The organism is Neoalteromonas facilis, from assembly GCF_002807665.1.
Lineage (GTDB): Bacteria > Pseudomonadota > Gammaproteobacteria > Enterobacterales > Alteromonadaceae > Alteromonas_E > Alteromonas_E facilis.
Map to the genome: position 1 here is coordinate 1 of NZ_PEAY01000007.1, position 20,300 is coordinate 20,300.

General features: G+C 45.0%; 18 protein-coding genes and 1 rRNA gene. 5 read left to right on the forward strand and 14 right to left on the reverse strand.

Annotation, left to right across the window (positions count from 1 at the left end):
* Positions 1-56 precede the first annotated feature (56 nt).
* Positions 57-1,589: ribosomal RNA gene (locus CSH93_RS16130) — 16S ribosomal RNA — on the reverse strand.
* A gap of 484 nt (positions 1,590-2,073) precedes the next feature.
* Between CSH93_RS16130 and CSH93_RS16135 the strand changes: the two genes are divergently transcribed.
* Positions 2,074-2,532, forward strand: a complete 459-nt coding sequence (locus CSH93_RS16135; protein WP_100644400.1) for an RNA recognition motif domain-containing protein — start codon at positions 2,074-2,076, stop codon at positions 2,530-2,532.
* 57 nt (positions 2,533-2,589) lie between these two features.
* Here the strand turns inward: CSH93_RS16135 and CSH93_RS16140 are convergent, their stop codons facing one another.
* Positions 2,590-3,927: a DUF5610 domain-containing protein gene (locus CSH93_RS16140; RefSeq protein ID WP_100644401.1), complete on the reverse strand. Its 1,338-nt coding sequence runs from the start codon at positions 3,925-3,927 to the stop codon at positions 2,590-2,592.
* A gap of 127 nt (positions 3,928-4,054) precedes the next feature.
* Here CSH93_RS16140 and trmA point away from each other — a divergent pair, with 127 nt between their 5' ends.
* Positions 4,055-5,146, forward strand: a complete 1,092-nt coding sequence (gene trmA, locus CSH93_RS16145) for a tRNA (uridine(54)-C5)-methyltransferase TrmA (protein WP_100644402.1) — start codon at positions 4,055-4,057, stop codon at positions 5,144-5,146.
* Here trmA and fabR read toward each other — a convergent pair whose 3' ends face one another.
* Positions 5,147-5,743, reverse strand: coding sequence for an HTH-type transcriptional repressor FabR (gene fabR / locus CSH93_RS16150; RefSeq protein WP_100644490.1), 597 nt, complete (start codon positions 5,741-5,743; stop codon positions 5,147-5,149).
* A gap of 147 nt (positions 5,744-5,890) precedes the next feature.
* Here fabR and CSH93_RS16155 point away from each other — a divergent pair, with 147 nt between their 5' ends.
* On the forward strand, positions 5,891-7,030 hold the full coding sequence (locus CSH93_RS16155) for a fatty acid desaturase (protein WP_100644491.1): 1,140 nt from the start codon (positions 5,891-5,893) through the stop codon (positions 7,028-7,030).
* Between the two features lie 108 nt (positions 7,031-7,138).
* Entirely contained in the window at positions 7,139-8,560 is a 1,422-nt protein-coding gene (sthA, locus tag CSH93_RS16160) for a Si-specific NAD(P)(+) transhydrogenase (protein ID WP_100644492.1), read from the forward strand.
* Between the two features lie 60 nt (positions 8,561-8,620).
* Here the strand turns inward: sthA and CSH93_RS16165 are convergent, their stop codons facing one another.
* Positions 8,621-8,929 carry a pyridine nucleotide transhydrogenase gene (locus CSH93_RS16165; RefSeq protein ID WP_100644403.1) on the reverse strand — a complete coding sequence of 103 codons (309 nt, stop codon included), beginning with the start codon at positions 8,927-8,929 and terminating at the stop codon, positions 8,621-8,623.
* Between the two features lie 167 nt (positions 8,930-9,096).
* Positions 9,097-11,328, reverse strand: coding sequence for a bifunctional diguanylate cyclase/phosphodiesterase (locus CSH93_RS16170; protein ID WP_100644404.1), 2,232 nt, complete (start codon positions 11,326-11,328; stop codon positions 9,097-9,099).
* 164 nt (positions 11,329-11,492) lie between these two features.
* On the opposite strand from CSH93_RS16170, the gene CSH93_RS16175 reads away from it, so the two are divergent.
* Positions 11,493-12,341: a TIGR03899 family protein gene (locus CSH93_RS16175; RefSeq protein WP_164078397.1), complete on the forward strand. Its 849-nt coding sequence runs from the start codon at positions 11,493-11,495 to the stop codon at positions 12,339-12,341.
* A 37-nt stretch (positions 12,342-12,378) separates the two neighbouring features.
* On the opposite strand, the gene CSH93_RS16180 is transcribed toward CSH93_RS16175, so the two are convergent.
* The 9 genes from CSH93_RS16180 to CSH93_RS16220 all read right to left on the reverse strand — a co-directional run bounded on the left by CSH93_RS16180 (position 12,379) and on the right by CSH93_RS16220 (position 20,186).
* Positions 12,379-13,143: a phosphoadenylyl-sulfate reductase gene (locus tag CSH93_RS16180; RefSeq protein ID WP_100644406.1), complete on the reverse strand. Its 765-nt coding sequence runs from the start codon at positions 13,141-13,143 to the stop codon at positions 12,379-12,381.
* Complete coding sequence (cysI, locus tag CSH93_RS16185; RefSeq protein ID WP_100644407.1) at positions 13,136-14,845, reverse strand: assimilatory sulfite reductase (NADPH) hemoprotein subunit; 1,710 nt, start codon at positions 14,843-14,845, stop codon at positions 13,136-13,138. Before cysI ends, CSH93_RS16180 begins: the two co-directional genes overlap by 8 nt.
* Complete coding sequence (locus tag CSH93_RS16190; RefSeq protein WP_100644408.1) at positions 14,845-16,638, reverse strand: assimilatory sulfite reductase (NADPH) flavoprotein subunit; 1,794 nt, start codon at positions 16,636-16,638, stop codon at positions 14,845-14,847. Before CSH93_RS16190 ends, cysI begins: the two co-directional genes overlap by 1 nt.
* 139 nt (positions 16,639-16,777) lie before the next feature.
* Entirely contained in the window at positions 16,778-17,533 is a 756-nt protein-coding gene (locus tag CSH93_RS16195) for a TIGR04219 family outer membrane beta-barrel protein (RefSeq protein ID WP_100644409.1), read from the reverse strand.
* A gap of 6 nt (positions 17,534-17,539) precedes the next feature.
* Positions 17,540-18,532 (reverse strand): DUF2333 family protein, encoded by a 993-nt coding sequence (locus CSH93_RS16200; protein ID WP_100644410.1) that lies wholly within the window; start codon positions 18,530-18,532, stop codon positions 17,540-17,542.
* A 70-nt stretch (positions 18,533-18,602) separates the two neighbouring features.
* Entirely contained in the window at positions 18,603-18,929 is a 327-nt protein-coding gene (locus CSH93_RS16205; protein ID WP_100644411.1) for a hypothetical protein, read from the reverse strand.
* Position 18,930: 1 nt separating this feature from the next.
* Positions 18,931-19,134: a PspC domain-containing protein gene (locus CSH93_RS16210; protein ID WP_100644412.1), complete on the reverse strand. Its 204-nt coding sequence runs from the start codon at positions 19,132-19,134 to the stop codon at positions 18,931-18,933.
* A 35-nt stretch (positions 19,135-19,169) separates the two neighbouring features.
* Positions 19,170-19,889 (reverse strand): phage shock protein PspA, encoded by a 720-nt coding sequence (gene pspA, locus CSH93_RS16215; RefSeq protein WP_100644413.1) that lies wholly within the window; start codon positions 19,887-19,889, stop codon positions 19,170-19,172.
* Positions 19,890-19,904: 15 nt separating this feature from the next.
* Positions 19,905-20,186 (reverse strand): hypothetical protein, encoded by a 282-nt coding sequence (locus CSH93_RS16220; RefSeq protein ID WP_100644414.1) that lies wholly within the window; start codon positions 20,184-20,186, stop codon positions 19,905-19,907.
* Positions 20,187-20,300: the final 114 nt, after the last annotated feature.

A 20,300-nucleotide genomic window follows, 5' to 3' on the forward strand; every position in this document is an offset into this window, starting at 1 on the left:
TTCATAACAAAACAATCTGTGTGAGCACTGCATCAAAAATGTCTATCGACTTAAGGTAAGGAGGTGATCCAACCCCAGGTTCCCCTAGGGTTACCTTGTTACGACTTCACCCCAGTCATGAAACACAAAGTGGTAACCGTCCTCCCGAAGGTTAGACTAGCTACTTCTTTTGCATCCCACTCCCATGGTGTGACGGGCGGTGTGTACAAGGCCCGGGAACGTATTCACCGCAGTATGCTGACCTGCGATTACTAGCGATTCCGACTTCATGGAGTCGAGTTGCAGACTCCAATCCGGACTACGACATACTTTAAGGGGTCCGCTCCACATCACTGTCTCGCTTCCCTCTGTATATGCCATTGTAGCACGTGTGTAGCCCTACACGTAAGGGCCATGATGACTTGACGTCGTCCCCACCTTCCTCCGGTTTGTCACCGGCAGTCTCCTTAAAGTGCCCAACTTAATGCTGGCAACTAAGGACAAGGGTTGCGCTCGTTGCGGGACTTAACCCAACATCTCACGACACGAGCTGACGACAGCCATGCAGCACCTGTGTCAGAGTTCCCGAAGGCACCAATCCATCTCTGGAAAGTTCTCTGCATGTCAAGTGTAGGTAAGGTTCTTCGCGTTGCATCGAATTAAACCACATGCTCCACCGCTTGTGCGGGCCCCCGTCAATTCATTTGAGTTTTAACCTTGCGGCCGTACTCCCCAGGCGGTCTACTTAGCGCGTTAGCTTCGCTACGCACGAATTAAATTCACACACAGCTAGTAGACAGCGTTTACGGTGTGGACTACCAGGGTATCTAATCCTGTTCGCTACCCACACTTTCGCACATGAGCGTCAGTCTTTGGCCAGAGAGTCGCCTTCGCCACTGATGTTCCTCCAGATATCTACGCATTTCACCGCTACACCTGGAATTCCACTCCCCTCTCCAAAACTCTAGTCTGCCAGTTCTAAATGACCATCCCAGGTTGAGCCCGGGGCTTTCACATCTAGCTTAACAAACCGCCTGCGTGCGCTTTACGCCCAGTAATTCCGATTAACGCTTGCACCCTCCGTATTACCGCGGCTGCTGGCACGGAGTTAGCCGGTGCTTCTTCTGTTGCTAACGTCACAGCTAATGGGTATTAACCATTAACCTTTCCTCACAACTGAAAGTGCTTTACAACCCGAAGGCCTTCTTCACACACGCGGCATGGCTGCATCAGGGTTTCCCCCATTGTGCAATATTCCCCACTGCTGCCTCCCGTAGGAGTCTGGGCCGTGTCTCAGTCCCAGTGTGGCTGATCTTCCTCTCAGAACAGCTAGAGATCGTCGCCTTGGTGAGCCTTTACCTCACCAACTAGCTAATCTCACTTGGGCTTCTCTATAGGTGAGAGCCGAAGCCCCCTTTGGTCCGTAGACGTTATGCGGTATTAGCAGTCGTTTCCAACTGTTATCCCCCTCCTAAAGGCAAATTCCCAAGCATTACTCACCCGTCCGCCACTCGTCAGCGATTAGCAAGCTAATCCTGTTACCGTTCGACTTGCATGTGTTAGGCCTGCCGCCAGCGTTCAATCTGAGCCATGATCAAACTCTTCAATTGAATACTTGCGTCGTTTCTGTAAACAGAAACTAAAAATAAATTGTCGTTGTGACACTCTTAACGAGTGCCCACACAGATTGTCTTGTTATAAATTGTTAAAGAACAAAGCAACTTTCGTTGCGGCTTGAAGTGTCTTAGTGACTCTCCTCAAGCGGGATGCGAATAATACGCTGTTTATTCGCTGTGTCAAGCATCTTTTTAAAAAAGTTAGCAAAGTTTTTGCTTGCTTGTCACATCTCGTTTCAGTTTGCTGTAGAGCCCCCCGAAGCGAGGTGCGCATTCTACTGACAACAGAACATAGGTCAATAGTTTTTTTGTGTTTTTTGGGTGTTTGTTTGCGTTTGGCTATTAAACATCCATTTTCTGCTAGTTTTCTATCCTTTTAGAAGGCTATATGTACAATCTCATTTGCTTCTATGCCTGAACTTAGTAGACTAGACTTTGCTTTTTATCTATACATCCATAATAAAAATAAGGTAAAGCTATGAATGTTAAGTTACCGCAATGCTTGGCAATTGCCATTGCACTCTCATTATTGTCTTTTTTCACTGCAGATTTTCTTCTATCACTGACTTCAGCCAATATCATGCTGGCTGTTTTAGTTTTTGTGGCCGCGATGGCTACACCATTTATCGCGAGTTTGTTTAACCGAGGTTCACTTGAAGGTGATGATACGTCATCTGCTAGTGTTACTACTCTATATGTAGGCAATCTACCCTACCGTGCAAACGAAGATGCGGTTAAGGCCTATTTTCAAACACACACAAAAGTACAATCGGTCCGTTTAATGAAGGATAAACGAACAGGTAAAAGAAAAGGTTACGGTTTTGTCGAAATTATTTCGAGTGATGTCGACAGGGCAATCGACAATTTAAATGACTCAGTGTTCCAAGATCGAACACTGAAAGTGCGTTTTGCTAAAGATAAGGTTGTCTCAGACTAACTTTTCGTTGTTGATAAAAAAGGCTGACATGATGTCAGCCTTTTTTATATCTGTCTTCTACTCACTCGGAACTGGCGTATCAGACTTTGGCAATGCTTCTAACAGTTGCTGGTTAAACGTATGGAACCGATTAATTGCCTGAACTAGATCTGGCACCTGCACATCTTTCATTTCATTAATAATGCCATTGATGATGGTGTTGTAATCGTCAGGCCCCTGAAGTCGCTGCTGCGCTTGATCCAACACCGAAAGCATCTTATCTAAATACTGTGCTACCGGTTTAGTAGACTTCTCTTTTTCGCTTTCATCACCGGACTGATCATTAAAATGCTGCACGTAATCATAAGCTTTTACCACTTGGGTTTGTTCAATACGATTCAATTGCAGTGCATAGCCGACCAATTCTTGTTTGTCATAGCCAAGCTCCAATGCTTGATTAAACGCTGTTTCTATATCTCCGCGATAAAAGGTATCGGCCAAATCATTTGCATTTGATACTAACTCAGCAATGGATGCTAACTCACGTTCATTCAGCTCACCTTTTATTTCAATGCTGTAGCCCGAAAATTCCAGTGTTTTAGCTTGTAGAGATTGAGTGAAGTTTACGCCTTGTTCAGATTCACCCTTGTTGCCGTCACCTGAAGTCTCAGCGCCATCCTCTGCACTGTCATTCGTATCAGGTTGAGCCGCATTATTCGTCAATGTTGTCTGGTTTATATAAGACAAACTTTGCACATCACTGAAAGTCAAAGTAACTTCGTCACCTTCTTTAGTTCGTATGACCAAACTACCATTGTCTTCTTGCAGAGCAGTTAACTGTGTAAGCGTCGATATACTTTCCGTACCTTCACCTTTAGGGTTCAATAACTGCTGCTCCAATTCCGCTATGCGCTTTGCAATAAGATCTCGGCTGTTGCTGATGCCTTGGTCAATTTCATCATTCATGAAACCGCCAATATCTCGCTCAGCCATTTTGATACCTTTTGCAACACCAGAGCGTGCCTGTTCGAACAAAGCAGCTAGCTTAGCTTCATCAGCTCCGCCACGCGCAGCACCTTTAATAACCCCACCGACAAAACGCATTACATTCTCAGCGACTTTCTCAAAGTCGAACATAGACGCCGGTTTATCTTTATCAAATGTGGTTGGCTGAGACGCTCGCTCATTGTTAACAACAACGTTTTGCTGCATCGATCCACTATAGATCTTCAAACCGACCGTTGTTTGAGAGCTGATCACACTGACTGACGCACTAGCGTTAGTTGCCAACTGCGATGCTTGGAAATTTGCCGCCTGTTTCAAGCCTTCAGCTTGAAGCTGCTTGTTCAACGCTTCTCTCGGCTTTGTCGATTGCGGCTGCTCGTTGTGAAACGCCTTAATTTCGCCAAAATTCATGTTAGATACCTCACTATCCTCGACTACTTATCGGCGGTGCTAAAATATAGTTTAGTGTTTTTTTTAAATACTGCGTGCTGTTCTTGAAAACGGTACAATAGCGCTTTTGATAAAGATTGGTTAGTAAATGCACGTTGATCCCGCCACTTATGAAGATCAGCTTTCTATTAAGCTCGACAACATCAGGCAATCATTCTCTCCGTTTGGGGTATCTGATATAGACACCTACCGCTCGCAGCCCTTGCACTATAGGATGCGCGCTGAATTTAGGGTATGGCATGATGGTGATGATCTTTATCACATCATGTTTGATCAAGACACCAAGCAAAAAGTCCGCGTTGACCAATTTTTACCCGCCAGTCAAATCATCAATAGTGCCATGTTATTATTGATGGAGTACTTGCGCCCATCAGATGTGCTGCGCAAAAAGTTATTTCAGATAGATTACCTGTCATCTCTATCGGGTGAACTGGTCATCAGTTTGTTATATCACCGCCAACTAGATGAAGATTGGCAAAACGCAGCTTTAACACTACAAGATGCACTGCAAACATTAGGCAAGGTCAGCATTATAGGGCGAGCACGAAAACAAAAAATTATTTTGGGCAATGACTTTGTTATCGAGTCCTTGCCGATAAATGGCAAGAATTTTGTCTTTAAGCATATCGAAAATAGTTTTACCCAGCCCAATGCTGACGTAAATTGCCGCATGATCGAGTGGGCGCTCGACAACTGTAAAGACAATGGTGGCGATCTAGTTGAGTTTTATTGTGGGGCTGGCAACTTCAGTTTGCCGCTCGCAGAAGCGTTCGGCCATGTTGTGGGTACTGAAATAGCCAAACCTTCAGTTGAAGCGGCACAATTTAATATTCAACAGAATACACTGAACAATGTTGATATCGTGCGCTTGTCAGCTGAAGAATTTACACAAGCAATGCGGGGAGAACGAGAGTTCACTCGACTCGGCGAAATCGATTTAACGCAGTTCGACTTCTCAACGGTATTAGTCGATCCCCCCAGAAGTGGGTTGGATAACGAAACCTTGGCATTGATCAGTGATTTCGAACACATTATTTATATTTCGTGCAATCCGGAAACACTTAAAACAAACCTTGAATCGTTGGTCAAAACACATGAAGTGTCAGCATTTGCGGTATTTGATCAGTTTCCTTATACCCCGCACCTTGAGTGCGGCGTAACGCTCAAAAAACGGCAATAGCTATTTCCGCGCGGACATTGCACCATACTGGATAAAGCGAAGCTGTTGTTTTACGCGTTCACCAATTGCAGTGCGCATTTGGGGGTCTGATTCTAGCGCTTCAGCCCCCGCGCTAAACACTAATTTAACCATTGCTTCGGCTTGAACAAACGCCAAATTGTGTTGCACATCCTGCACTTCAATAATGTAATCGGTTAGCTCTTCAATAAAATGTTGGATCTCTCGTTGTACAGCCGTTCTATATGCGGCAGAGGTTCCGGTATGTTCTCGCAGCAACAAGCGAAACACATTGGTATTCGCGCTAATAAACTCCAAAAACGTATTCACTGAAGTATCGATTACACCACCACCAGACTCGATTCTTCTGCGCGCCTGACGCATCAACTGACGAAGTGCTAGACCGGCTTCATCAACCAGTGTTAAACCCAGGTCATCAATATCTTTAAAATGACGATAAAAACTCGTCGGGGCAATTCCGGCAGCACGCGCAACTTCACGTAAGCTGATGGCAGACAGGCTTTTATTTTCATCGAGTAAACTAAAAGCGGCATTAACAATATTTTGCCGAGTCTTCAGTTTCTGCTCTTGGCGGGTCACGCGTTGATTCACATTGGTCACTGTCTGGATGTTTGGCAGTATTGTTACTGAATTTTAACTTTGTTCCAAGCAACTCATCGTTCTTATGTTGCAGAATCTCAAAATTGCCGTAAAATCGGCGAACAGTTGTACGCTGAAATATTTATCATGAAAAAACCACCTCTGATCCCTTTAAACATCGCCATCTTTGTTACCACCGGGCTTATTGCCTTGGTAGGTGTTCCACTTTGGGCCTACTTCGTTGGCTTTAATACGGTTGAAATCGTTACCACAGTAGTGCTTTTCTTCTTTACCGGTATATCCATTACTGCGGGTTATCATCGTCTTTGGTCGCATAAGACTTATCAAGCCAATCCGGTCGTGCGTTGGGTATTAGCGGTTGGCGGTGCAATGGCGGTACAAAACAGCATCTTGCACTGGAGTTCAGATCACCGCGTACATCATCGACATGTTGATGATAATGACAAAGACCCTTATTCAGCGAAACGTGGATTTTGGTATTCGCACATGGGGTGGATGCTAAGAGAGTATCAAGCCCATCGCTACGACAACTATGAAAATTGCCGTGATCTACAGAAAGATCCTATTGTTATGTGGCAGCACAATTACTACATCCCGATTGTACTGATCGCCAACTTTGGCATAACCGCTTTCCTTGGATGGTTGAACGGTTCGATAGTGGGAATGGTGTTACTTGCTGGCGTGTTCCGCCTAGTAGCTGTGCATCATGTTACTTTCTTTATTAACTCTCTAGCTCATGTGTGGGGCAACCAGCCTTATACGGATGGGAATACCGCACGAGATAATGGGGTTGTGGCTTTATTTACGTTTGGTGAGGGTTATCACAACTACCACCATATATTCGAGTATGACTACCGCAATGGGATCCGTTGGTGGCAGTACGATCCGACCAAATGGTTGATCCGCGGTTTGTCATTTGTAGGCCTAACTTGGGACTTACGCCGGACTCCTGAAGAACGCATCGAAAAAGCGAAAGCGCATATGCAGCTCAAACACGCGCAAGAAAAAATCGCCCATTTGCCAAATGCCGACGAGGTGCGCGCTTTGGTTGAGCGCGAATACAATTTACTGATTGAAAAAATCAGCGAGTATTACACAACTAAAAAGCGCTTAGTTGCGATTAAAAAGCGTAGTTTGCAACGTAATCTGGAAGCATTAGAGCTTACCTACAAATACAAAGAGTTAAAGCAAACCTTGGCCATTCAAAAAGAAAAATGGTTAACCATACACCAACTGCAATACATACAGTTTGCGACACATTCCTAATAACGGTTAAATCACGTTGATATAAAAGGCTTGCTGATGTTATCGCAAGCCTTTTTCTTATGCGGAAACTCATCTAGACTAACAAAAAAGTCTGATGCGTTGATTACTATGGGAAAATCCAAAAAAAGCGACTTACCTACTTCATTCCAATTTGATGCTGTTGTTATTGGTACAGGTCCTGGTGGAGAAGGTGTTGCCATGCAAATGGCAAAAGCAGGCAAAAAAGTTGCCGTTATCGAACGGTACGAATCAGTCGGTGGCGGATGTACGCATTGGGGCACTATTCCATCAAAGTCATTGCGTCATTCGGTTAGTCGTTTGGTTGAATATAACAGTACACCGTTGTTCAATGAAAATACGATCCAGACACTAACGTTTAGCGATATCATGCAACATGCCAGTGGCGTGATCCGTAAACAGTCCCAGCTACGCTCTTCTTTTTACAGTCGCAACCGGGTCACTCTCATGCACGGTGAAGCAAGTTTCATTGATGCGCATACCATACAAATCCTTAAACCCGACGGCTCAGTAGACAAGATAACAACGCACCAAGTTGCCATTGCTACCGGCTCTCGCCCATACATGCCTGACGATATCGACTTTAATCATCCGCGTGTATACCACTCTGACAGCATACTCACCATGAAGCATGATCCCAAAACGATCATCATTTATGGAGCAGGTGTGATCGGATCCGAATATGCCTCAATTTTTAGAGGCATGGGTGTAAAAGTCGATCTAGTCAACATGCGCGAGCGCTTGTTGTCATTTCTGGATACTGAAGTGTCGGATTCTCTCAGTTACCATCTGTGGAACAATGGTGTTGTGATCCGACACAATGAAGCCTATGAATCCGTAGAGACTCATGATGATTGCGTGATTCTTAACTTGCAGTCGGGTAAACGCATGAAAGCTGATTGTTTGCTGTTTGCCAATGGACGTACAGGTAACACTGATATGTTGAAACTTGAAAATATAGGCTTAAAAGCTGATTCAAGGGGTCAACTTGCGGTCAATGAAAACTATCAAACTGCGATCGAGAACGTATATGCGGTAGGTGATGTCATCGGCTATCCTAGCCTAGCATCGGCAGCCTATAACCAAGGTCGTTTCGCAGCTGAAGCCATGCTCGATGGTGCAAGTCATGCCAGCCTCGTTGAGGACATTCCTACCGGGATCTACACCATTCCTGAAATCAGTTCGGTCGGTAAAACAGAACAAGAACTGACGGCGATGAAAGTTCCTTATGAGGTGGGCCGCGCGCAATTCAAGCACCTTGCCCGCGCACAAATAGCTTCAACATTAGTAGGCAGTCTTAAGATTTTGTTTCACCGAGAAACCAAGCAGGTGTTAGGGATCCATTGCTTTGGGGAGCGTGCCTCAGAGATTGTTCACATTGGTCAAGCGATCATGCAACAAGAAGGCAAAGGCAACACCATTGATTATTTTGTCAATAACACCTTTAACTACCCAACGATGGCAGAAGCATACCGAGTAGCGGCATTAAACGGGCTAAATCGCGTATTTTGATGTTAAACAGGCATAAAAAAACCAGCTAATGCTGGTTTTTTTAAAGCTTTATAACTGAACTTAATTGTTGTCGTTCTTCTCGAGCTTCGCAAATGTTGCATCCCTATGTGCAACCACTTCGATCAATCTCAACTCTGGGTAGAATGAAACTGTTGCCATTGCGTTTTCAGAGCTCTCTTGTGCCGACATAACAATATTCTGCTGTGCACTTGTAAATGCCATATTGCTACTGATTTGAGTCGCCATGCACTCGCTATTGATTTCAAACGTCTTTGCATCCATACAATCGAAAGCTTGGTTATCACCCGCTTTAGCATGCGCACCGGTTGCTCCAAGAGCCAACAACATTACCGTTAAAACTTTACGCATAGAATACTCCTCAATATGGTCGTGTTGACGTCATCTTGACCACTTCTTGATGACATTTCGACCAACTGTAGAGAAGTATAGCAAAGAATTGATCGGGATTTCAATTCCCGATCATAGTTTTATGACAGTAATATGACAATTAAGTCATATTTTGATGACAGCGTGTATTATTGCTTTTCAGCAAGGAACTCCATTAACTGATCAAATGGCATTGGCTTAGCATAAAGATAACCCTGAGCTTCGTCACAGCCCAATTTAAGCATGTAGCTTGCTTGCTCTCTTTTTTCTACACCCTCTGCGATAGTCGCTAATCCCAGCTTGTTGCCTAGCGTTACAATGGTTTCAGCAATAAACGCGTTACCACCTGGCTGAATATCACTCACGAATGAACGGTCTACTTTTAAGCGATCTAACGGCAATTGCTGCAGATAGCTCATGGACGAGAACCCCGTACCAAAGTCGTCGATGGCAATCGCAACGCCGTATTCTTTTAATGAACGCAGTGCATCGATGACTATTTGCGGCTCATCCATTACCACGCTTTCAGTTATTTCAAGTTCCAACAGTTTCGGATCGATACCGTTTTTCTCAATCGCATCTTTGACTTTTTGAACGAAAAAGCGATCCCGGAACTGGGGAATTGAAATGTTAACCGCAACGCGCAAATGTGCATAACCCGCATCACACAATTCCCTGATCCGCGCACATGACGCCTCTAAAACCCACTGACCAATATCAACGATCAGACCCGAGTATTCGGCCAACGGAACGAATACGGCAGGTGAAATATAGTTCCCTTCGCCGTCTGGCCAACGAAGCAAGCCTTCCATTCCTACAACCTTCTCACTGACCAGATCCACTTGCGGCTGGAACCAAAGTTCCAACTTATCATCGGCAAAATCGACCCGCAGGCGACGGATCATATTGAGTCGCCACGTGGTCTTCTCTTCAATCTCTGGAGCAAAATATTCGTAATTATCGGTGAGGTTCTTTTTCGCTCGATTTAACGCAATGTTCGACTGTTTCAACAGTGTATTGCCGCGATTTCTCTCTCCGGTAAGGCGTGTTAAGCCAATGGTAACGTTAATCGGTAATGTATGATCACCGGCGATAAATGAGGATTGAAACGCATCGTTGATACGTTGCGGATTTACTATTTCCTCATCACCAATCAAACCAAAAACGTCGGCACCAATGCGCCCTTTCTTAACCTCTTCGCCAAAACACTCTTGCAACCGGTCGGATACGGCGCTGAGTACTTGGTTACCAACTTCCTGCCCTAGTCCATCGTTCACATCAGAAAAATGGTTAATATCAATCAGAGCAACGTTAACCATGTTTTTAGACTGGATGTGGTGAGGCCTATCCAGCATATTGATAAATTCGTTTCGGTTAGGCAGGCGTGTTAACCAATCGCGAAATGCGGCATTGCGCAATTGATGGAATAAATTGACGTTTTCGTAGCCCACCGACACGCTGGACAAAAAGATTTCCAGTAGTTGTCGATCAAGTTCGTCAAGTTCTTTGCGCATATGCACAAAAACAGCGGCCTCAAACCCTGAACTATTGATATACAACACCGAGAAACTTGGCTCAAACACATGTTTCTGGAATTTCAAACAGCGGTTAACATGCTCGACAATGACTGGGTCATGCAATTCTTCGATGCGTTCGTTTATATGTTTTGCAAAGTCGCCAGCGGCCCCTAGTACATACACACCATCGTCATCTTCTTTATCGAGAACTGAGCCGGCTCGAGCACACACGACCCCTTCGGCTTCAAGGCCAATCATGGAACTAATTTGAGTGACGATACCTTCGCAAAACCCTTTGACCGAGTGCTCTTCTAGCAAATGAGCAGCCGATTGAATGATTTTTTGCAGCCCTATTCGGCTCTGATTAATCATGCGTAATTGCTGGTATGAACGAATAGATGCGATGACCGCTGTCATCAATTTGCCGCGGGTGAGTTCCGTTTTGGTTTTATAGTCATTAATGTCATAGGTTTTTATCACTTCTTCTTCCGGAGCGTACCCCGGCTGCCCCGTTCGTAAAATAATACGAGGTTCAACCAATGACATTTGTTCACGCATATATTTAACGACATTCAGGCCGGCATCATCCGTTTCCATAACCACATCAAGTAATATGATGGCTATTTCACGTTTGTATTCGGCTAATATATCGAGAGCCTGTTGGCCCGTGTAGGCATGAAGAAAATTAAGTTTGCGATCACTGACAATTAAATCAGATAAGGCAAGTCGAGTTACGGTATGGATTTCCTCATCATCATCAACAACAAGGATATTCCAAACGCGATAATCCTCTACCGCTGACGTGTCATTAACATCTTCTTCTTTGAAGATTAATTCATCATTTTCGTAATCGTTAGGAACCATTAATTCTAATTAGTTAATTGACCTACCTTTACGTTATCCTAAACCTATATTGGTAATTTGCAAACTCTGAGTGGCGTTATCTTGTCGCCTTTGATTATATGAAGATAGAAAATTCCCCAAACACAGTGTCAGCACCCATTGCAAGGGCTGAATCGACAAGCGCTGTGAAAACGTCAAAGAAGGCCACAACTGAAACGTCTGCGAAAAATAAAAGTGAGCGGCAAAAGCGGTCTGTTGATGTCATTCGCCGTTGGTTCGCTCAAGTTGGCGTAGACGAAAGCTCTGGTATTGATAATGCTGTTGATTGGATTAAACAAACTCATCGCAGAGAGCAATTACTCGCCCAGCAGCGGTTACTTAATCTTCAGCGCGTGTTAGAACATGCGGTGTCGGTGAATATTGAAAGTGAGCAGACCGACAACCTCGACCCCGATTGGTTTTTCAGTTTTGCGCGCTTCGCTGAAGATATTCATGCGCCTGCAATGCAAACGCTATGGGGCAAGATAATGGCTGTAGAGGTTGCCCGCCCCGGTAGCTTTTCAATTCAAACACTGGCATTACTCAAACAATTAACCCAAAAAGACGCCAAGCTGTTTAGTAAAGTGGCCAGTGTGGCAAGCCGGCGTAAACAGGATAGTGTTCCGCGCTTACTAGTAGGCTACCACCAGAAACCCACTTTTTTCGCGTGGTTAACTCAATCACACAGTAAGCACTTAAATCTTTCCCACTATGGCATCACCTATCCTGACTTATTAGCGCTAATTGATATGGGGTTGCTATTCTCCAGTGAGATCGAAACCGGTGAGTTAGATCCATCTCGTACAGAAGCGTGGCGATGTGCCGATTTGAGCTTTGAATTAGCGCCCAAGCGCCAAGGGACAGCGCTGGTATATTACAAATTCACAAGGGTGGGAAGCGAACTGTATCGACTCATATCCAGACAGGCGAGAGCGGATTACTCCCACGATTTACTCATACTTTTAGAGCAAGCATTCAATGTAAGTCAGCAGTAGTGCTACGAGAACATAGCACTCGAGCTGAATTTATGGGTTAAATACCGTCACCAAACTCATGCAGTCCACATTCGCGTTTTAGTCCGAAGAATCGGGTATCCTGCTCGCTCATACCTTCTTGCAAGCTACGCGTAGTGTGCCAGTCACCAATGGAGACATATCCTTCGTCCCACAGCGGATGATACGGAAGGTCGTGCTCTTTTAAATAAAAATGCAAATCTTTGTTAGTCCAATCGATAATGGGCATCACTTTGAATTGCCCATTGACTTTTTGCAGTACGGGCAGATGTTCACGCGAATCGGATTGAGAGCGACGCAATCCGGCAAACCATACACCGGCATTGAGTTCCTTCAACGCTCGCTGCATAGGCTCCACCTTGTTCATTTTATTGTATTGCTCAATCCCTTCGAGACCTTTTTCCCACAACTTTCCGAAGCGAGCCTCTTGCCATGCAGACGACAATTCAGCTCGATATACGCGCAGATTGAGCGATAAACGCTCGGTTAACTGATCAATAAATTGATAAGTCTGCGGAAAAAGATACCCCGTGTCCGTCAAAACTACCGGAATGTCCGCTTGCTGTTGCGTGAGCAAATGCAACATAACGGCTGATTGCGCGCCAAAACTACTGGAAACAATTGCTTCATTTGGCAGTGCATTCAGCGCCCATGCAATACGCTGTTGAGCACTCATCCCTTCAAGCACCTCATTAGCCAGCGCTATGTCATCTGCACTGGATTCAGCATGCAATCTAGGAATGGACTCAGCACCGCGCTGTATTTGAGTGTTTAGATTACTCATAAAAATCCTTGGCCGAATCGACCACGGGTTTGATCACCCCAACTCGAACAACAAAATCACCAAAGGCTTCGCCGGCTTCACGTTCGGCAGCCCAACGGCCAATCAACACGTCCAAGTGCTGCATAATTTCGTCATGGCTGATGTTTTCTTTATACATTTTCGGGATCCGCGTACCCTCGCGGTTTCCGCCGATATGGAAGTTATATTTACCTGGCCCTTTACCGACTAGGCCGACTTCCGCAAGCATGGCCCTACCGCAGCCATTAGGGCACCCTGTCACCCTGTAGATAATACTGTCTTGCGCAACACCATGTTTCGCCAACAAGCCTTCAAGTTCAGTAACAGCATCGGGCAAATAACGCTCCGCTTCGGCCATCGCTAGAGGACAAGTGGGTAATGACACACAGGCCATAGAATCTTGGCGCTGAGCGCTGGTGTCTGGTTGTAATAAACCATACTTAATAGCCAACGACTCTATGGTTGATTTCTGCTCAGCAGGCACGCCAGCAATAATAAGATTCTGGTTTGCGGTTAAGCGGAAATCACCTTGGTGAACTTTGGCAATTTCTGCGCACCCTGTCTTAAGCGGTTTACCCGGGAAGTCCAAAATTCGACCATTCTCAATGAATAGCGTTAGGTGATGCTTACCATCAATTCCTTCAACCCAGCCAAAGCGGTCACCGCGCCCGGTAAATTCATACGGGCGGCTAGCGGCAAATGTAATACCCGCGCGAGATTCGACTTCTTGCTTAAAGGTTTCAACACCGACACGCTCCAGCGTATATTTTGTCTTGGCGTTCTTACGATTCACGCGGTTGCCCCAATCTCGTTGGGTTGTCACTACCGCTTCTGCAACCGCCAGCGTATCTTTCAAATCAATAAAGCCAAAATCATCTGCTTTTCGAGGGAATGTGCTGGTATCGCCATGTGTCATGGCCAGTCCACCACCGACCAAAACATTAAAGCCTATAAGCTTTCCATTTTCGGCAATGGCGACAAAATTCAAATCGTTGGCATGCACATCCACATCATTTTGCGGTGGGATCACCACCGTGGTTTTAAATTTGCGCGGCAAATACGTTTCACCAAGAATTGGCTCTTTATCAGTGGTTTCGACTTTCTCACCGTTCAACCAAATCTCTGCATAGGCCCGCGTTTTAGGTAGTAAATGCTCACTAATCTTTTTCGCCCACTCCCACGCTTGTTGATGCACTTCAGACTCGACGGGATTAGATGTGCACAGTACGTTACGGTTTACATCACCCGCAGTCGCTATTGAATCTATTCCAGCCTTATTTAAGGTTTGGTGCATCAGCTTAATATTCGGCTTTAATACGCCATGAAATTGAAACGTTTGACGTGTAGTTAAGCGAATACTGCCATAAAGCGAATAGTCTTGCGCAAATTGGTCAATCACTAGCCATTGCTCTGGAGTTATAACCCCACCAGGTAAACGAGCCCGCAACATGACATTGTGCAACGGTTCTAATTTTTGTTTGGTACGCTCATTGCGAATATCACGGTCATCTTGCTGATACATGCCGTGAAAACGAATCAACTGAAAATTATCAGCCGTGAAGCCACCGGTAACGGGATCCGCCAAATCTTGCTCAATCGTGCCACGTAAGAAATTACTTTCTTTTTTCAAGCGCTCGTTGTCAGAAAGCTTACCTTCAACAATAAGATTATTTTTATCACTCATTAGTAAACATCCTTCTGATATCGCTTCGCCTTACGTAATTCAACCAAATAAGCTTTTGCTGCCTTTTCGTCACGCTTGCCGTACGTGCCAATGACTTCAAGCAGAGCGTTTTCAACATCTTTCGCCATGTGCATAGCATCACCACACACGTAAACATGGGCGCCAGCTTCTAACCATTGGAACAGGGCTTCGCCCTCTTCGAGGATTCGATGCTGGACATATATTTTTTCAGCTTGGTCACGAGAAAAGGCCAAACTAATTCGGCTTAGTGCACCTGACTTTAAATACTGCTGCCACTCTGTTTGATAAAGAAAGTCTTGAGTAAAGCTCGGGTTGCCAAAGAACAACCAGCTATCACCCTCCGCTCCAGCGGCGTCTCGTTCTTGAATAAACGCTCTAAACGGCGCAATACCGGTACCTGGACCGATCATTATGATTGGCGTATTGTGGTCTGCAGGAAGCCTGAAATTATCGTTATTTTCCACGAATACACGTACAGACTGCCCTTCCTCTACACGTGTGGACAAAAATCCTGATGCACCGCCTTGGTGACGCACACCATTAAATTCATAGTCAACATGCGCAAGAGTGAGATGAACTTCATCTTCAACTTCTGCTTGGCTCGATGCGATGGAGTACAAACGAGGTGTAATAGGACGCAACGCTTCAACCAATGCTTGAGCTTCAATCGTTTCAGGGTATTCGCGAATGATATCCACTATCTGGCGGTCTGCAAGATACGCTCTAAACTGGGCTGCATCTTTCATCAATTCGGATAATGCGGCATTCGAGGTAGCGGCTGCATAGGCTTTAACAAAGCCTGGGTAACTTAAGGTCAACTCCAACTTATCCGATAACGCCGCTTTTAAGGTCAAGGACTCGCCTTTGACATCCACCGCTTGCTCAGCATCCAACTTCAACAAACTGATGATTTCATCGACAATCACAGGGTCATTGCTGAACCACACGCCCAAAGCATCGCCAGGCTGATATTGAATCCCCGAATCTTCCAAAGATATTTCGATGTGGCGAATATCTTTAACGGAGTCTCGGCCAGTGATTTTCTGAACTTGCAACAAGCTCGCTTCGAAAGGATTCTGTTTGTTGTATGTTGACGTAGGAGCAGTTGCAGCAACGCTGTCCATTGCTACCACGTTCGACGCTTGCGCCGATGCGGTTGTTTTACCAAAAGCGATTAATTGCTCGATCCACGCTTTAGCCGCGGTTTCGTAATCCACATCACAATCTACACGTTCAACAATGGGTTTCGCGCCCAACGCGCTTAAACGTGAATCAAAATCTTTACCTGTTTGGCAGAAAAATTCATAACTAGAATCCCCCAACCCCAACACTGCATACTGCAAATTAGGTAATTTGGGCGCTTTCTTGCTGGCGAGAAATTCGTGGAACTCGATAGCATCATCCGGTGCATCCCCCTCTCCATGGGTGCTCACAATAACGGCTAAATGGCTTTCACTTTTGACTTGTCGCGGCTTGTAGTCAGCCATACTTACCAGGGTGGCCTTAATCCCAGCTTGCTCTAGTTGATTATGTAAATCAGCTGCGATCCCTTTTGCATTACCTGTTTGCGTTCCATACAAAACGGTAAACGTCGCTGCATCCGCTTGAGCGGGAGCAGACTTCAAAGTTGTTTGGTCACTTGGTGCGCCTGCTGCTAAGCCGGCAAGGTACCCACTTACCCACGTCAATTGATCACGGTTTAACGGCGCGATCGCTTGAGTGATCAGGTTCCATTGTTCAGGGCTAAGCACACCCGGTTTTTGGCCACTCACGAGAAATCTCCAACATAAAAATAAATAAGGATAGGAACGCTAGCCTATCAATGTGTGTGTAAGGCTAGCGAGAAGTGTTATAAACAGGAAAGAATTAAAAACGATTTTTTATTACTTAATTGACTTAAGAGCACATCAATTAGAAATGAAACTCAATACCAGCGAAAGCGCCATCAAAGGTTAAATCTGAATAAGTGTTGTCCAAATCATCCAATTCAACCGTAGTGTCTCGATACCCTAGCTGCAGGGTTAAGTCGAGCGCGAGGCTTTCAATAAAACTGTAGGTCACAGCAATTTGATAATCACTCACCTTGCTATCATCAATGGCTAAATAACTTCCCTCTGCATATACGCCCAATCCAGTAAAAGGCAAACCAAATGCAATTCGCGAATACCCCATAGGTACGACACCACTAAACGCTTGGGTCGCAGTAATGCTCGATGCGCTATCAGTGACAAGAAGATTGCCATCAACGTATTTACCGTTGATCCCGATATCGACACTTACTAAATCATTGTCAAAAATTTCGTAATATAAAATGAAATCAGTGGCCGTTAGGTCAATATCAGTGGATACCAGTGAATCAGCCGTAAATAGCTCTCCATTAAAGGTGAAAGAAGACGTTAGTGTTGTCCTACCGTTAGTATCTAAATTTGTACGACTTACTTTTACGTTTGGTACGAATGGCACAGGGTGCTCAAGCGCAACATAAACTGAGCCATTGGTTTGAGAGTCAAAATTGAACTGGGTAATACTTGATTCGTCGGCAAAACCGCCCGCCGTCGACATATCCCACCCTTGAGCTCCAGCGTATACACCCAACACTGTATCGGCATGGGCGCTGAATGACGAAGCTGCGAACACAGTCGCAGCCGCAATAATTGTTTTGCGCATGTAGGATTAACCTTGATTTAGAAGTTCTGATAGCTCTATTAAAGCAGCATTCGCGCGAGAAATATAGTTCGCCATGACCAGTGAATGATTGGCTAAGGTACCAAATCCGCTGCCATTTAAAATCATTGGACTCCACACCGTTTGCTGTGTTGCCTCAAGCTCTCTAATGATCTGCTGCAAGCTTACCGTCGCATTCTTCTTAGCGAGCACATCGGCAAAGTCGTACTCGATAGCTCTAAGGAAATGCAATAGTGCCCAACTCGCACCGCGTGCTTCATAAAAGTTGTCATCCAGTTTGAACCAACTGGTTTTGGTCTGAATTTTATTATTGCTAGGCGTTGACTGATGAGCCTGAGGGTCGCCAGCCAAATCAGTATTCAACACTTCGGTTCCAACACTTGCACTCAATCGCTGAGACATGCTACCTAGACGCTTTTCGACTTGCTTCAACCAATCTCGTAAGTTATCTGCACGAGTATAGAACTGGCTATCATCCATTTGTTGATCGCCGAGCTGGCTACGATACTGACGTAATAAATCGATGGCTTCTGAATACTGTGACTCAGCTGAAGGCAATAACCAACTGCGATGATCTATATTCAGCTTAGGTTGTGCTTTGATAAGCATTGGGTTTTCGACCGATTGTGACTGAGAACGGCTAAAATCCTTACGCATAGCAAGCGCGAGATCACGCATCATTTCCAGTGCACCAAATTCCCACGCCGGCATATTATCGATAAACAATGATGGAGGCATAACATCGTTTGCCAAATAGCCACCCGGTTTGTTTAACAACGTATCGCCGACTTCAATCAAAGCAGTAGAAACGGTATACCCGGCCACGACACTTTCATTCGCTGCAATGGCATGTTCACTCGCTCGTTGTTGAACATCAAAAACGTCAGGCTCATCACTCCAGTACCAGCCTAAAAGTGTTAAAAGCACAACAACGATTAATACACCGGCGGTTATAGCTTTGGCTGTCAGTATATTCTTCATAATTCCCTTATCAATATTTGGCAAAATGCGCAGTTAGTCTTTGTAGTCTAGATGATCAACGGCCAATTGCCTAAGCAACCGTGTGTTGATTATCCCTGCATATAAAGTATAAGCCAATAGCAATTGCAACGGGCCACAATATACTCAACCCCAACGCTGCGAAAAATGCGACCGCCCCAATAACCCCGACGAAAAAGAGCATTAAAAACCCGGTTGCTAAAATTGCCGCCAAAATTAGGAATACAGCAGCGATAACCAATGTACCGAAAAACCACTCACCAACGGACATCAAATTATCACTAAAGTCTGTGTGAAAATGCATATTGTCGAACCATGAAATGTCAGTTACATAACTGACACTCCACACAACAAGCACGATGATGAGTAGCGTACGCATATTAGCGTTCCTTCAGCAATAAGCTGGCAATAAGATAGGACATACCGCATAGCATGGGGGCAATGAACATACCAATCACCATAGCGATACGCACATAAAGTACGTCAAACTCAAAGCGTCTAGCGATACCACCCGCCAGGCCTGCGATGATCTTCTCATGACGACTGCGATAAATACTGTTGATATCAAATTCTGGTTTCATCATAACCTCCAACAACGTTGCGGTTTAAAGAGGGCTGCTTAAGCAGCCTTCTTTGAAGATTTAGAAGTCGACTTCTTCGCTGCAGCAGGCGCTTCTGCTTTAGCCAATTTCGCCTTCAATTTAGCTAGTTCATTCTCAACCGTTTCATCCTTTTCCAGCGCAGCAAAGTCTTGTGCAAGCTGTGTAGATGAAGGCACGATGTCAAATGCGTCAACCTGCGCCTCAAGCGTTTCGACTCGCGTTTCGTAGTGGTCAAAACGTGCCATTGCTTTGTTTATCGCATCACTGTTAACCGTACTTTTTGCTTGCAGGCGAACCACTGAGTTCTGCTTTCTGCTAACCAAGCTTTTCTGCTTGGTTCGCGCTTCACTCAACTTGTTTTGCAAACGCGCCGTGTCTTCTTGAATATTCGTGATCAACTCTTCCAGCTGAGCCTTTTGGTGATGAAGCTCTTCTGCCGCTTTTTCTGCATTATGCTTTTCAGTCAAAGCTGCTCGCGCAAGGTCATCTCTTGCTTTTTCAACCGCTAACTCAGCTTTTTTCTGCCATTGCAGAGCACGGCTTTCCGTTTCAGCGATTTTGCGGTCCAGCATTTTCTGATCCGCCAGGTTTTTCGCGGCAACAGAGCGGATTTCAACGAGTGTCTCTTCCATCTCTTGAATGATTAGACGAATCACCTTTTCAGGATCTTCTGCTTTGTCTAACATTGCGTTGATGTTTGATTGAACGATGTCTGATATACGTGAAAACATTCCCATGATGTATCTCCTCAATTATTCTGATTCAGGTAATTCTTGTTTTTGCGACTTTACCGCGGTTAATTCAGTCACTTTTACTTGTGTCTGAACCTCGTCGGCTTTATCTGAAAACTGGTGTGCTGTATTCGCTACGGCCTCAGCCGCTTGATTTTGCAATTCATCAACAGTCAGCTCGACAACACTACTTAGCATGCGGCTGACCATGGTTTGCACGACACCTTCTTGCGCACTCGCAATCGGTGCAAAAAGGCATGAGCTAATCACTAGCGTTGATGCAATGTGTTTTGAAAATTTCATATTTCACCTTCCGTAACTGGTTTTGACCGTTGGTTTGTAGAAGGTATAGCGATACTCGTGCCAGTTTTTAAAATAAACGACAACCGATTGTTTTAATTGAGTTTTATCGGGAAA

What these genes read in the sequence shown, in the direction of transcription:
- trmA (WP_100644402.1), top strand. Translation starts at nt 4,055, where the DNA reads ATGCACGTTGATCCCGCCACTTATGAAGATCAGCTTTCTATTAAGCTC.
- CSH93_RS16165 (WP_100644403.1), bottom strand. Translation starts at nt 8,929, where the DNA reads ATGCGTAAAGTTTTAACGGTAATGTTGTTGGCTCTTGGAGCAACCGGT.
- CSH93_RS16195 (WP_100644409.1), bottom strand. Translation starts at nt 17,533, where the DNA reads ATGCGCAAAACAATTATTGCGGCTGCGACTGTGTTCGCAGCTTCGTCA.
- CSH93_RS16205 (WP_100644411.1), bottom strand. Translation starts at nt 18,929, where the DNA reads ATGCGTACGCTACTCATCATCGTGCTTGTTGTGTGGAGTGTCAGTTAT.
- CSH93_RS16180 (WP_100644406.1), bottom strand. Translation starts at nt 13,143, where the DNA reads ATGAGTAATCTAAACACTCAAATACAGCGCGGTGCTGAGTCCATTCCT.
- sthA (WP_100644492.1), top strand. Translation starts at nt 7,139, where the DNA reads ATGGGAAAATCCAAAAAAAGCGACTTACCTACTTCATTCCAATTTGAT.
- CSH93_RS16220 (WP_100644414.1), bottom strand. Translation starts at nt 20,186, where the DNA reads ATGAAATTTTCAAAACACATTGCATCAACGCTAGTGATTAGCTCATGC.
- CSH93_RS16135 (WP_100644400.1), top strand. Translation starts at nt 2,074, where the DNA reads ATGAATGTTAAGTTACCGCAATGCTTGGCAATTGCCATTGCACTCTCA.
- CSH93_RS16210 (WP_100644412.1), bottom strand. Translation starts at nt 19,134, where the DNA reads ATGATGAAACCAGAATTTGATATCAACAGTATTTATCGCAGTCGTCAT.
- CSH93_RS16140 (WP_100644401.1), bottom strand. Translation starts at nt 3,927, where the DNA reads ATGAATTTTGGCGAAATTAAGGCGTTTCACAACGAGCAGCCGCAATCG.
- cysI (WP_100644407.1), bottom strand. Translation starts at nt 14,845, where the DNA reads ATGAGTGATAAAAATAATCTTATTGTTGAAGGTAAGCTTTCTGACAAC.
- CSH93_RS16200 (WP_100644410.1), bottom strand. Translation starts at nt 18,532, where the DNA reads ATGAAGAATATACTGACAGCCAAAGCTATAACCGCCGGTGTATTAATC.
- CSH93_RS16155 (WP_100644491.1), top strand. Translation starts at nt 5,891, where the DNA reads ATGAAAAAACCACCTCTGATCCCTTTAAACATCGCCATCTTTGTTACC.
- CSH93_RS16170 (WP_100644404.1), bottom strand. Translation starts at nt 11,328, where the DNA reads ATGGTTCCTAACGATTACGAAAATGATGAATTAATCTTCAAAGAAGAA.
- pspA (WP_100644413.1), bottom strand. Translation starts at nt 19,889, where the DNA reads ATGGGAATGTTTTCACGTATATCAGACATCGTTCAATCAAACATCAAC.